We start from the raw sequence: 13470 nt of genomic DNA, 5'->3' as shown, positions 1-13470 counted from the left end.
AAGATATAAACAGTGGATAAAAATAAAGGGTTGGTGATAAAATGTTTGACTTTGAACATCATATAAAAAATTTACCTGACAAGCCAGGTGTCTATATAATGAAAAACTCTTTAGGAGAAGTAATATATGTAGGAAAAGCAAAGGTACTAAAGAACAGAGTAAAAAGTTATTTTCAAAACTCTAAAAATCATTCTGAAAAAGTAAGAGTAATGGTTAAAAATATTGCAGAGTTTGAATATATAATCACTGATTCTGAAATGGAAGCATTAATATTAGAATGTAATTTAATTAAAAAATATAGTCCAAAGTATAATATTTTATTAAAGGATGATAAGTTTTATCCTTTTATAAAAATAACTACTAATAGTGATTTTCCAAGAGTATTTGTAACTAGAAGATATGCAAAGGATGGAAGTAAGTATTTTGGACCATATACAAATGGAACTGCAGTATATGAAACAATAACATTAATAAACAAGATATTTCCTTTAAGAACTTGTAAGCTAGCAATTAAAGAAGGTGGGGAAAAAGTAAGACCTTGTTTAAATTATCATATAAAAAAATGTTTTGGTCCTTGTGCTGGTCATATATCTAAAGAAAAATATGGTGAAATGATTAGTGATATTATGGATATACTTAATGGTAAGGATAAAACTATAGTAAATCAGTTGAAATCTGAAATGCAAGATGCATCAATGAAGCTAGAATTTGAAAGAGCGGCAAGTTTAAGAGATAAGATATTAGCAGTAGAAGCTATTGGAGAAAAACAAAAAATATTTAAAACTATGGATGGCGATGAAGATTTTATAAATGTATTTTCAGATGAAAAAGATAGCTGTGTACAAATTTTCTTTTCTCGTGAAGGAAAGGTAACAGGTAGAGAGCACTTTATTATTGAAAATACTGTAGATGAAAAAGTAGGGGTAATTTTAGGTGAATTTATAGCATCATTTTATGGTGGAACTGCAAAAATTCCTAAAAATATATATGTGCCAGAAATAGAAGATTTAGATTTACTAGAAGAATTTTTAACAGTTAAAAGAGGATCTAAGGTTTGGGTTAAGATACCTCAAAAGGGTCAGAAAAAAGATATGTTAGAAATGGTAAAAAATAATGCAAAAATAACTTTAGAGCAATTTAAGGATAAATTCTTAAGAGAAAAGGAAATAAACAAAATATCTCTTATGGAGCTTTGTGAAATATTAGAATTAGAAGAAGTCCCTCAAAGAATAGAGGCTTATGATATATCAAATATTCAAGGGGTAGACTCTGTAGGAACTATGGTTGTATTTGAAGAAGGAAGAGCTAAAAATAGTGACTATAGAAGGTTTAGAATTAAGTCAGTTAAGGGTGCTAATGATTACGATAGTATGAGGGAAATACTAGAAAGAAGATTTTCACATGGACTAGAGGAAATAAAGCAAATACAAGAAAGAAATTTAAACTTTTCAGCAGGTAAATTTTCAAGCTTTCCAGATTTAATTATGATGGATGGAGGAAAAGGCCAAGTAAATGTAGCTTTAGATGTTTTAAAGAAATTAAATATAAACATTCCGGTATGTGGATTAGTTAAAGATGATAAGCATCAAACAAGGGGAATTATATTTAATAACCAGGAGTTAATAATTAATAGAAGCTCAAATTTAATGCAAATGATAAGAAGAATACAAGATGAAGTACATAGGTTTGCAATAACATATCATAGAAGTCTTAGGGACAAAAGAACACTTCATTCTATATTAGAAGATATACCTAATGTAGGAGAAAAAAGAAGACGAAACTTATTAATGAAGTTTGGAAGTGTGGAAAACATAAAAAATGCTAAATTTGAAGAACTATTAGATACCCCAAGTATTGATAAAAAATCAGCAGAAAGTATAATAGAGTATTTCAATAAGAAAGAAAAATAAACTGTTTAATAAAATATAATTAAATTTTTTGTAGTAATTTGAAAAAAATTAGTTGTATTAGTAACAAAATAGTTACAATATTAGTATACTAATAAAATATATGGATAAATGGGTTGTTAATTATATTCTTTTATTTTATACTATGTAAAGATATTACTACTGTTTCAAGGAGTTTGTTATGAATAAATTTAAGAACTTTGTAGATTTGTTTAAGGATTTTTATAAAGAAGAAAGCATAAAAGTAGATGAAGAAATGAAGAAACATGTTCACTTTAGAGTTGGTGGACCAGCAGATATACTATTAATACCAGAAAATAAAGAACAAGTGATAAAAACGGTTGAGGCTTGTAGAGAAAACAATATACCTTTTTATGTAGTAGGAAATGGATCAAATTTACTAGTTAAAGATGGCGGAATAAGAGGCGTTGTTATAAAGCTAGGAGAAGTTAAGAATATATACGTAAATGAAGATAAAGTTGTAGCAGAATGTGGAGCTATGTTAAAGGATGTCTCAAATGCTGCATTAAATAATTCATTAACAGGTTTTGAATTTGCATGTGGTATACCAGGAACTGTGGGTGGAGCTGTATTTATGAATGCTGGAGCATATAATGGGGAAATTTCTCATGTTATAGAGTCAGCAGAAGTTATAGATACTAGCGGAAACATAATAAATTTATCAAAAGATGAATTAGAATTAGGCTATAGAACATCAGCTGTTATGAAAAAAGGATATGTTGTATTATCAGCAACATTTAAATTGAGTAGTGGTGATGAAGCAATTATAAAGGAATCAGTTTATGATTTAACATTTAAAAGAGAATCAAAACAGCCTTTAGAATACCCATCAGCAGGAAGTACATTTAAAAGACCAGAAGGGTATTTTGCAGGAAAGTTAATTCAAGATGCTGGATTAAAGGGGTATACTTTAGGTGGAGCAGCTGTTTCAGAAAAGCATTCAGGATTTGTAATAAACAAAAATAATGCAACAGCTAAGGATATACTAGATTTAATAAGTCATATTCAAGCTGAAGTAAAAGGTAAATTTGGTGTAGATTTACACACTGAAGTTAGAATAATTGGTGAAGATAAATAAGATAGAAATAATAATTATAAAGATAGTTAGCATTAATTTGCAGCTATCTTTATTTTTTTGTAAAAAGTTACTTGAAAAACATTAAAAGGTATAATATACTATATTTAGAGATAAAACTAAACGAATTAAAGGGTGAGTGATTATATTTATGAAAAGTTATTATATTAATGAGAAGTTATTTGCTATTGGAGCAAAGTTTGATGTTTTAGATGGAAATGGGAATATTGCATTTAAGGTTGAAGCAGATAAATTTGACATAGGTAAGAATATAAATGTTTATGATGTAAAAACAAATAGAAAAGTTTTATATATGAGACAACAAATTAGAATAGGAGCACATAGATATATAGCATATAACGAAAATATGAGCGAAGTAGCAACTATAAAAAAATCATTTATGGTTCCAGAATATGATATTTCAGGTGATATAGGATTTATGAAAATGGAATCAAATAGTGTATTAGGAAGAAATTATTCTATAACAAAGAACGGAGTAGAAATTGGAAGAATTTCTAAGGAGTTAACTTTTGGAAGAGATAGATATACATTAGAAGTAATAGATGAAGAATATACGTATTTCTTTATTGGACTTTTAGTTATGGTAGATATGATTAGGTTCCATTCAGATAACTAAACAATGGGGTGAGAATATATGAAGAATATTTCTAATTTAAAGGTTAACCTTACTATAGATGAATGCACTAAAAGAATTAGAGAGGGTGGTTATTATACAACATCTTTAGGAGAATTAATAGACGAATATACTTTAGAGATAAATGATAAGAAATGTTGTACTATGGTTTTTAATTACTGGTTTTTTAGATGTGAGTATATATCAATTAGTATAGTTATTGATAACTTTAATGGTTTTACGAGAGTGCATGGAACTGTAAGTGGAGGTCCGATAATAGACTTGGGGGCAAGAAAAAAATATATGAAATTGTTAGAAAGAATTCTAAGTGATTACATTATTGAATAATTGTAAAAATAAACCTGTTAAGGTATAATTGTTGTAACGTTAGATGAGGGAGATGAGGTTATGTCAATGATGATACCAATAATGTTTACAATTTTAGGTACTATATTCTTAATATTTGGGTCAGTAGTAATGTATAAAAAGAATATTAAATTAGTACCAAACATGACACCACAAAAATTAAAGAAAATAAAGAATCCAAATAAATTAGCAGAAGATTATTCAAGAGCTCTTATTTTTATGTCTTGTGCATGTTTTATATCAGGTCTTGCATTAAAGTATTTTCCAGGAATGGGAATGGTATTGGGGATAGTTTTAGTAATGGCGGCATCAGTATATATGAATCGTATAGTAGCTAAGGTAGATGAAAATATAAAAAATAAAGTATATTAATTTGCATAAGTAATAAAAAGGGGGTGTCCAATATGTGGACAAATAATCTAGATTATAAGGTAAGAGGGGAAGTTAAAAAGTTAGAAAGATATGTTGCAGGAAAGCCAATTGATGAGGTAAAAAGGGAATTAGGAATTAGTAAGGTTGTAAAGCTAGCATCTAATGAAAATCCTTATGGTTGCTCACCTATGGTTAAGGAAGCAATTACTGATTTATTAACAGAAGTTAATATGTATCCTGACTCATCTTCTTATGAATTTAAGGACTATTTAAGTAATAAATTAAATATTACAAAGGATATGATTTTCTGTGGGGCAGGATCAGATTCTTTAATAAATGTTTTATGTTCTACTATATTAGAAAAAGGTGATGAAAGTATTATGGCTGAAGTTACCTTTCCAAGATATGAAAGCAATACATTGCTTATGGGTGCTACTCCTGTAAAAGTACCTATGAAAAATAATGGACTAGATATAGAAGCTATGGTGGAGAAAATAACAGATAAAACAAAGGTAATATGGTTTTGTAATCCTAACAACCCTACAGGAGGCATTTTTACAGCTAAAGATTTTGAAGCTGTAATAGATAAAATTCCAAGTAAAGTATTTGTTGTAATGGATGAAGCATATTGTGAATATGTTACTTCTGAAGAATATCCAAATTCATTAGAGTTATTAAAAAAATATCCTAATATAATTATCCTAAGAACATTTTCAAAAGCTTATGGATTAGCATCATTAAGATTTGGATATGGAATAGCTAGGGAAGAGTTTGTTGACTATATAAATAGAGTAATTAATCCTTTTGATTCAAATCTTTTTGCACAAAAGGCTGCGGTTGCAGCATTAAAGGATGAAGAATTCTTAAATTCAGTTAGAGAAAGTAATGAAGCAGAAAGAGATTATTTAAGCTTACAATTTGAAAAAATGGGACTTGAATATATACAATCTCAAACTAACTTTATAATGGTTAATGTAAATGGTGATGATAAGAAAGTTCATGAATACTTATTAAAGCAAGGATATATAATAAGACCTGGATTTTTATTAGATATGCCTGGTTGGATAAGAGTAAGCTTAGGAACTAAGGAGCAAAATAGAGAGTTTTGTGAGCTTTTAAGTGAAGCAATTGAAGAGAGAGATTTATAATAAATAAGACTAGCCAATAATATTGGCTAGTTTTATTATTTTAATATTAAGTTGTAAATAAAATAGAATAAATATGATATAATTTTAATATATAGTAAACTAATCAATGGAGGGCATTAGATGAGATTTATAATAGTAACAGGACTATCAGGAGCAGGAAAAACAGAAGCAACAAGAAGCCTTGAAGATATGGGATACTTTTGTGTAGATAACTTACCACCAAAGCTATTACCTAAGTTTGCAGAGGCTTGTGTTCAAAGCCAAGGTAAAATAGATAAGGTTGCATTAGTAATAGATATAAGAGGTGGAGTATTCTTTGATGATTTATTTGAAAGCTTAAATTATTTAAAGAATAAGGAATTTAAATATGAAATATTATTTTTAGACTCATCAGATGAAGTTTTAGTTAAGAGATTTAAAGAAGCTAGAAGAAGTCATCCATTATCACCTGGTGGAAGAGTAATCACTGGGATAAATGAAGAAAGAACAAGATTAAGAGAAGTTAAAGATAGAGCAGATATAATAATAGATACTTCAAAGTATGCTATAAGAGACTTAAGAGAAGAAATGAATAAAAATTATGGAGATGCAAAGCAACCAGAAAAGCAACTTTCTGTAACTGTATTAAGCTTTGGGTTTAAATACGGAATACCTGTAGATTCTGATTTAGTATTTGATGTAAGATTTATACCAAATCCGTTTTATATTCCTGAATTAAAGCCATTTTCAGGTAATGATGAACCTGTAAAGAAATATGTTTTAGAGCAAGAAGAAACTAAAGGCTTTATAAAGAGAGCTGATGATATGTTAGATTTCTTGATTCCTAATTATAAAAAGGAAGGAAAGAGACAATTAATAATATCAATAGGATGTACAGGGGGAAGACATAGATCTGTTGCTATAACAAATGAGTTATATAGCAAACTTCTAGAAAGAGGTTATAATGTAACAGCAGAGCATAGAGATATTGGGGAAGACGTTCATAGAGGAGCTAAAAAGCTATGATGAATACGAAAGACTGGTTAAAGCCTGGGGTAAGGGTTAAACGATGGTTTTTCTTTGGCATATTTGGAATACTTTTAATTTCATTTGGATTTACAGAGTTAGTTAACCAAAAGGTTTATGGTAGCTATTACAAACTATTTTACTTAGCATTAAACTTTACTGGAATATTTGTTATTTATATTTCAGTAGTTGAAAGTATGAAGGCTATAATAGCATTAAATAATAAGGGTTACTTAAAACTATCTATTGATAGTAGAAAGATGGAAGACTTGATTTATGAAAAAAGGCTTTTAGTTAAGGGGCCTAAAATAGTAGTTGTTGGTGGAGGAACTGGTTTGTCAACAATGCTTAGAGGACTTAAATACTATACTTCTAATATTACAGCTATAGTAACAGTAGCAGATGATGGTGGTGGTTCAGGAGATTTAAGAGAAGACCTTGGAATGCTTCCACCAGGAGATATTAGAAACTGTATATTAGCCTTAGCAGATACTGAGCCTTTAATGGAAGAACTACTTCAATATAGATTTCCAGATGGAAGGTTAAAAAATCAAAGCTTTGGAAACTTATTTTTAGCAGCTATGGATGGTGTAAGTGAAAATTTTGAAGATGCTGTTCAAAAAATGAGTTCAGTTCTAGCTGTTACAGGAAAAGTTTTACCTGTAACATTAGAAGATATGAAATTAACTGCTAAATTAGAAAATGGAAATATTATAGAAGGTGAATCTCAAATTCCTGATGAGGTAATGAGACAAAACTCTAGGATTAAAAAATTAATGATAGACCCTAATGATGCAAAGCCATTACCAGATGCATTAAGGGCGATAAGGGAAGCTGACGCTATAGTTTTAGGACCTGGGAGTCTTTACACAAGTGTTCTTCCAAATCTTTTAGTTAGAGATATAGCAGACAATATAAAGAAAAGTGATGCTATTAAGATATATATATCTAATATAATGACTCAGCCAGGTGAAACTCATGGGTTTAAGGCATCAGATCATATAAAAGTATTAAAGAGATATTGTGGTAAAAACATAGTTGATTGTGTTATAGCTAATAGAGGGGATATCCCTGAAGAGGTAAAGGAAAAGTATGCAGAGGATAGCTCAGAATTAGTTGAATTAGATCGCAAGGAATTAAAGGCATTAGGTGTAGAAGTAGTAGAAGCTACATTAGCTAAAATTGAAAAGAAATATGTAAAACATGATGCTGAATATTTAGCAGAAGTTTTAGTAGATACAATAATGGAAAAGAAACTTTTATATGATAGGAAGAAGATAATTGAATATATGTATTTATCTCAGCGTATAAAGGAAAAGGAAGAGAAGAGAAAAGTTAGAAACGAAAATTAAGAGGGGTATAACTGCTGTCTTCTATGAGTTTTTGTATGACTTTTTGATGATAAAAAGGGAGTTAGATTTTTTAATCAAGCTCCTTTTTTCTATCTATAATTTACATCTAAATAAATACTATTTTTATGATATAATATAAAAATAAAACATATAAATAGATATATAATTTTTCACGAAACATGTGGAAGAGTTGACTATCATATATAGTAAGGAGAAAGAGGGAATATGTCATTTTCATCAAAGGTTAAAGGAGAAATTTGTAGGCATTCAGAGCTAACAAAAGATGATGCATTAGCTGAAATATCGGCAATAATGAAGGTAAGTGGAACAATTTCGTTTAGTGGATCTGGCTTAGCCTTCAGAATAACAACAGAAAATCCAGCATCAGCAAGACACATTTTTAGCTTACTTAAAGAGCATTTTAGTATACATTCTAAGTTAATGGTTAAAAAGAGTAACTCTTTAAAAAAGAATAATATATATATGGTTCTTATAGAAGAAGCTATGGGAGTTAGAGATTTATTAAGAGATACAGGAATATTTAAAGAGGTAGATGGAGTTTTAACATTAGATTATAGAATAGATGAAGAAATGGTTAAAACAGAAGAACTAAAAAGAGCTTATGTTAGAGGTGCTTTTATAGGGGGAGGAAGTATTAGTAACCCTGAAAAAACATATCATTTAGAATTTGTTACTCATAGTGAGGAATATGCAAATGATTTATGTAAGTTAGTAAATACCTTTGGATTAAAAACAAAGGTTATACAAAGAAAAAACAGTTATATTATTTACTTAAAAGAGGGAGAACAAATATCAAATCTTTTAGGTATATTAGGAGCTCATACATCTTTATTAGAACTTGAAAATGTAAGAATAATGAAGGAAATGAGAAATAATGTTAATAGACTTGTAAATTGCGAAACAGCAAACTTAAGTAAAACTGTAAATGCTGCAGTTAGACAGGTTGAAAGCATAAAGCTTATTCAAAAAGAAATAGGGCTTAAAAGATTACCTAAAAATTTAAGAGAAATAGCTGAATTAAGATTAAGCTATCCAGATGAATCCTTAAAGGAATTAGGAGAGATGTTAGATCCACCAATAGGTAAGTCAGGAATTAATCATAGATTAAGAAAAATAGAAAAAATTGCAGAAGAAGTTAGAACAGGAACATATTAGTTAATACTAATAATAAAGAGGTGATGTAAAGTGGATAAAAAGTTTACTCATTTACATCTCCATTCAGAATATAGTTTATTAGATGGTTCAGGAAAAGTAAAAAAGATAATAAGTAAAGCTAAAGAATTAGGTATGGATAGTATAGCAATTACAGATCACGGTGTAATGTATGGTTGTGTAGCCTTTTATAAGGCAGCAGTAGAAGCAGGAATTAAGCCAATATTAGGCTGTGAGATTTATGTAGCTGCAAAGTCGATGGACATAAAGATAAATGACAAAGACAATAGTATTCATCACCTAGTTCTTTTAGTAAAAAATGAAAAGGGATACGAAAATCTTATGGAAATAGTATCTCAAGCTTCTATTAGAGGATTTTACTATAAGCCAAGGGTAGACCGTGAATTTTTAAGAAGTCATAGCGAAGGATTAATTGCTCTAAGTGCATGTTTAGGGGGAGAAGTTCAATCCTGGCACTTAAAAGAAAATTATGAGAAAGCTAAGGAAATTGCATTAGAATACAAGGACATATTTAAAGATGATTTTTATTTAGAAATTCAAAATCATGGGATGGATGAACAAAGAAAGGTTACAGAAGCAAACATTAAGTTATCTAGGGAAACCGGGATACCTCTTGTTGCAACAAATGACGTTCATTACATAAATCAAAAGGATTCAGAAGCTCATGATATATTAATGTGTATTCAAACGGCTAAAACTGTAGATGACCCTAATAGAAGAAAATATCCATCAGATCAATTTTATCTAAAGTCACCAGAAGAAATGTGGGATATGTTTTCATATGTTAAAGAAGCATTAGAAAACACTACAAAGATTGCAGATATGTGTAACTTTGATTATGAATTCCATGTTTCTAAATTACCGAAGTTCCCAGTACCAGATGGTAAAACGCCTTATGATTACTTAAGGGAAGTTTGTTATTTAGGGCTTATAGAAAGATATGATGTATTTAAAGATTACATAAATAAGTCACTAAATGTTGATGAGTTTGTGGAAAACTTTAAAGATAATGAATTAGCTTGTGGATATATAGAAAGATTAGAATATGAACTATCAGTAATAAACCAAATGGGGTATGTAGATTATTTCTTAATAACATGGGATTTCATAAAATATGCAAATGATAATGGAATTCCAACAGGTCCAGGAAGAGGATCAGCAGCAGGTTCAATAGTAGCCTTTACTTTAGGAATAACAAAGATAGATCCAATAAAATATAGCTTACTTTTTGAGCGTTTCTTAAACCCAGAAAGAGTAAGCATGCCGGATATAGATTCGGATTTTTGTTATGAAAGAAGACAGGAAGTTATTGATTATGTTGTAGAAAAGTATGGAGTGGATAATGTATCACAAATAATAACATTTGGTACTATGGCTCCAAGAGCTTGCATAAGAGATGTTGGTAGAGCTATGAATTACTCTTATGCAGAAGTAGATAGAATAGCAAAGATGATTCCTACAATGCTGGGAATTACAATAGATAAGGCGCTGGAATTAAATCCAGAGTTAAAGGCAGCATATGATAATGAGGATAGAGTTAAAGCTCTTATAGATGTAAGTAAGGACTTAGAAGGATTGCCTAGGCATTCATCAACTCATGCAGCAGGAGTTGTTATAGCATCTAATCCATTAGTAGAATATGTGCCATTACAAAAAAATGATGAATCTATAGTAGCTCAATTTGATATGACTACTTTAGAGGAATTAGGACTTTTAAAAATGGATTTCCTTGGTTTAAGAACATTAACTGTTATGAATGATGCAGTTAAAATGATAAAGGAAAACAGAAATGTAGAAATAGATTTAGATAAAATAAACTTTGAAGATAAAGAAGTTTATAAAATGCTTGGAGAAGGTAAAACAGCAGGGGTATTCCAATTAGAATCAGCTGGTATGACATCATTTATGAAGGAATTAAAGCCCGATTGTTTAGAGGATATTATAGCCGGAATATCACTATATAGACCAGGTCCCATGGCAGAAATACCTAGATACGTAGAGTGTAAAAGAAATCCAGATAAAGTACAATATGAAGATAAGCATTTAGAAGCGATTCTAAATGTAACGTATGGAGTAATGGTTTATCAAGGTGCGACTTGTTTCCAAATATAAAATATGTAGAAATACATTACAAAATTGGAGAGGATAATCCTTAACTATTTATCAGAAAGGTAAAACTTCACTAAAACTCCGTTATGCAAGAAATTGTATAAAGCACGGTAAAGTCTACGAAACACAGACCTGAGAAGTGGTTGGTAAAGTAGTAGGGTGGCTAAAAAACTTCTATGACTACGAACAGGAATTGCTTTAAGCTTCGAAACCATTACATTGAGGAAGTAAGAACTCAACTACTAGCAGTAAGATAATTATCTTGGTTAATTATCTTATATCTATATTTATAGATGCATATATGTTGCTAGCGGAGTGTAGGAAAAGTCTAAGGAAGTATGTTAATAGCTATGATAAATGGAACAAGTGAACCATGCAAGATAATATCTAAATAGTAGGAAATGACTATTGAATGCATGGGGCAGCAGCCCGTAGTAGTTATGAAGTAAGGTAACGCTTATGGAGCGAAGGGGCATAGTCAGTTAAGAAAAAATAACCATTAGAATATATTTTTTCTTAATTGATGGAACGCCGTATGAGGTGAAAGTCTCAAGTACGGTGTGAAGTGGGGGAAAAACAAAGCTTAACGTTAATGGCGAAGTTAAAGTTTACCTATCACTATAACAAGTTATGGAAATTGTTATGAAATTAGCTGGATACTCTATGGGAAGAAGTGACCTTGTAAGAAGAGCAATGTCTAAAAAGAAGCACAAGGTTATGGAAGAGGAAAGAAAGAACTTTATTTATGGTATTGTAGATGAAGAGGGAAATGTTGAGGTTCCAGGATGTAAGAGAAATGGAATATCAGAAGAGGCTGCAAATAAGATATTTGACTCTATGATGGACTTTGCATCTTATGCATTCAATAAAAGTCATGCTGCAGCTTATGCAGTAATAGGATATCAAACTGCATATTTAATGAAGTATTATCCTGTAGAAACTATAGCAGCAATGCTTAATTCTGTAATGGGAACTAACGAAAAGGTTGCACATTATATTAACTTTGCAGAAAGCTTAGGAATACAGGTATTACCGCCTGATATAAACGAAAGTTATTCTAAGTTTACAGTTAAGGGTGAGAAAATAAGATTTGGATTAGCAGCTATAAAAAATGTTGGATTAAACGTAGTTGAAAATATAGTTAATTCAAGAAAACAAAAAGGTAATTTTGAATCATTAGTTGATTTTGTAAATAAAATAGATTTATCAGCAATAAATAAAAGAGCAGTAGAAAGCTTAGTAAAGGCAGGGGCCTTTGATGAATTTAATGTATTTAGATCAAAGCTTTTAGCAGTTCATGAAAAGATAATGGATAGTGTTTCAAATGAGAAAAAAAGAAATATAGATGGTCAAATAAGTCTATTTGGAATGGCAGAAGAAACTTTAAAAACTCCAGAAATAAGTTATCCAAATATAAAGGAGTTTTCAAAGAGAAATCTACTAGCTATGGAAAAGGAAATGACGGGTCTTTATTTATCAGGACATCCGTTAGATGAATATGCTCAAAGCTTAAAGGTTCAAACTAGTACTAGTATGGATAAGATATATAAATCTTATGAAATGCTTCAAGAAGTATATAATGAAGATTATCCTGAAGATATGTTAAGAGATGATGAAAGAGTTATCTTAGGTGGTATTATTGCAGAAGTAAATCAAAAGATAACTAGAAACAACACTATGATGGCATTTTTAAAACTAGAAGATTTAACTGGAATCATTGAAGTTATAGTATTCCCTAAAACTTTAGATAAGGTTAGAGAACTAATAAAGGCTGATAGTTTAGTTGTAATAAAGGGAAGAGTAAGTATAAAAGAAGACGAATTACCTAAGTTAATATGTGAAAGCATAGAACCTTTAGAAAAAGTAAATACAGCAAAAGTGTATTTAAGAGTAGATAACCTTGAAAAAGGAAAGGCTTTAAGAAAAGATTTAAAGGAAATGCCAGTAGAGTATTTTGGTGATACAACAGTATTTATATTTACAGCTGAAGATAGAAAGAGTTATAGAATGCCTAGAGACTTATGGTTAAGCCTTGAGTCAGATGCTTTATCTTATTTAAGAGATAAAATAGGTGAAGATAATGTAAAGGTAGTAGAGTAATCTACTGCCTTTTTCTATTTAAATTAATAAACACAACATGCTTATGTTTAAAGCAAAAATAATAAAAAAACTTTAGAATATGCAATGTTAATATAAGTATATTGCGAATTTTAATATAGTGATATGCACAATTTCGATAAAAAAAATTATAAAAATAAATAATAAAAGAAATTATAGAAAAAAACTA

The 13470-nt window shown here is 29.7% G+C and carries 9 protein-coding genes and 2 pseudogenes; all 11 read left to right on the top strand.

Annotated elements, in window-relative coordinates; all coding sequences use genetic code 11:
- The first annotated feature begins 41 nt into the window (after positions 1 to 41).
- Complete coding sequence (uvrC, locus tag ACRDBA_RS03165) at positions 42 to 1910, top strand: excinuclease ABC subunit UvrC (protein WP_438571480.1); 1869 nt, start codon at positions 42 to 44, stop codon at positions 1908 to 1910.
- A 178-nt stretch (positions 1911 to 2088) separates the two neighbouring features.
- Positions 2089 to 3006, top strand: a complete 918-nt coding sequence (murB, locus tag ACRDBA_RS03160) for a UDP-N-acetylmuramate dehydrogenase (protein WP_438571479.1) — start codon at positions 2089 to 2091, stop codon at positions 3004 to 3006.
- A gap of 148 nt (positions 3007 to 3154) precedes the next feature.
- Entirely contained in the window at positions 3155 to 3640 is a 486-nt protein-coding gene (locus ACRDBA_RS03155) for an LURP-one-related/scramblase family protein (protein ID WP_438571478.1), read from the top strand.
- A gap of 18 nt (positions 3641 to 3658) precedes the next feature.
- A complete protein-coding gene (locus tag ACRDBA_RS03150) occupies positions 3659 to 3985 on the top strand; it encodes a hypothetical protein (RefSeq protein WP_438571477.1) in 327 nt (108 codons plus the stop codon).
- A gap of 60 nt (positions 3986 to 4045) precedes the next feature.
- Positions 4046 to 4375, top strand: coding sequence for a DUF3784 domain-containing protein (locus tag ACRDBA_RS03145; RefSeq protein ID WP_438571476.1), 330 nt, complete (start codon positions 4046 to 4048; stop codon positions 4373 to 4375).
- 32 nt (positions 4376 to 4407) lie between these two features.
- Positions 4408 to 5523: a histidinol-phosphate transaminase gene (gene hisC, locus ACRDBA_RS03140; RefSeq protein WP_438571475.1), complete on the top strand. Its 1116-nt coding sequence runs from the start codon at positions 4408 to 4410 to the stop codon at positions 5521 to 5523.
- 120 nt (positions 5524 to 5643) lie between these two features.
- Positions 5644 to 6528, top strand: a complete 885-nt coding sequence (gene rapZ / locus ACRDBA_RS03135; protein WP_438571474.1) for an RNase adapter RapZ — start codon at positions 5644 to 5646, stop codon at positions 6526 to 6528.
- Positions 6528 to 7880, top strand: a complete 1353-nt coding sequence (locus ACRDBA_RS03130) for a gluconeogenesis factor YvcK family protein (RefSeq protein ID WP_438571496.1) — start codon at positions 6528 to 6530, stop codon at positions 7878 to 7880. Before rapZ ends, ACRDBA_RS03130 begins: the two co-directional genes overlap by 1 nt.
- A gap of 225 nt (positions 7881 to 8105) precedes the next feature.
- The gene (gene whiA, locus ACRDBA_RS03125) at positions 8106 to 9056 is read left to right on the top strand and encodes a DNA-binding protein WhiA (RefSeq protein WP_438571473.1); all 951 of its coding nucleotides are present in this window, start codon (positions 8106 to 8108) and stop codon (positions 9054 to 9056) included.
- Between the two features lie 30 nt (positions 9057 to 9086).
- A pseudogene (gene dnaE, locus ACRDBA_RS03120) lies at positions 9087 to 11162 on the top strand (DNA polymerase III subunit alpha); the annotation flags it as partial.
- A gap of 645 nt (positions 11163 to 11807) precedes the next feature.
- Positions 11808 to 13283, top strand: a pseudogene (locus ACRDBA_RS03115) (OB-fold nucleic acid binding domain-containing protein); the annotation flags it as partial.
- Positions 13284 to 13470 lie beyond the last annotated feature (187 nt).

It is taken from the genome of Clostridium sp. (assembly GCF_051654825.1).
Taxonomy (GTDB): Bacteria; Bacillota; Clostridia; order Clostridiales; family Clostridiaceae; genus Clostridium.
The sequence above is the reverse complement of the archived record's forward strand: the minus strand, read 5'-3'. Positions and strand labels throughout refer to the sequence as shown.

Bases quoted from the DNA above. Each gene is read 5' to 3' on its own strand.
- ACRDBA_RS03150 (WP_438571477.1), top strand. From the start codon at position 3,659: ATGAAGAATATTTCTAATTTAAAGGTTAACCTTACTATAGATGAATGC.
- murB (WP_438571479.1), top strand. From the start codon at position 2,089: ATGAATAAATTTAAGAACTTTGTAGATTTGTTTAAGGATTTTTATAAA.
- hisC (WP_438571475.1), top strand. From the start codon at position 4,408: ATGTGGACAAATAATCTAGATTATAAGGTAAGAGGGGAAGTTAAAAAG.
- ACRDBA_RS03155 (WP_438571478.1), top strand. From the start codon at position 3,155: ATGAAAAGTTATTATATTAATGAGAAGTTATTTGCTATTGGAGCAAAG.
- ACRDBA_RS03145 (WP_438571476.1), top strand. From the start codon at position 4,046: ATGTCAATGATGATACCAATAATGTTTACAATTTTAGGTACTATATTC.
- ACRDBA_RS03130 (WP_438571496.1), top strand. From the start codon at position 6,528: ATGAATACGAAAGACTGGTTAAAGCCTGGGGTAAGGGTTAAACGATGG.
- whiA (WP_438571473.1), top strand. From the start codon at position 8,106: ATGTCATTTTCATCAAAGGTTAAAGGAGAAATTTGTAGGCATTCAGAG.
- rapZ (WP_438571474.1), top strand. From the start codon at position 5,644: ATGAGATTTATAATAGTAACAGGACTATCAGGAGCAGGAAAAACAGAA.
- uvrC (WP_438571480.1), top strand. From the start codon at position 42: ATGTTTGACTTTGAACATCATATAAAAAATTTACCTGACAAGCCAGGT.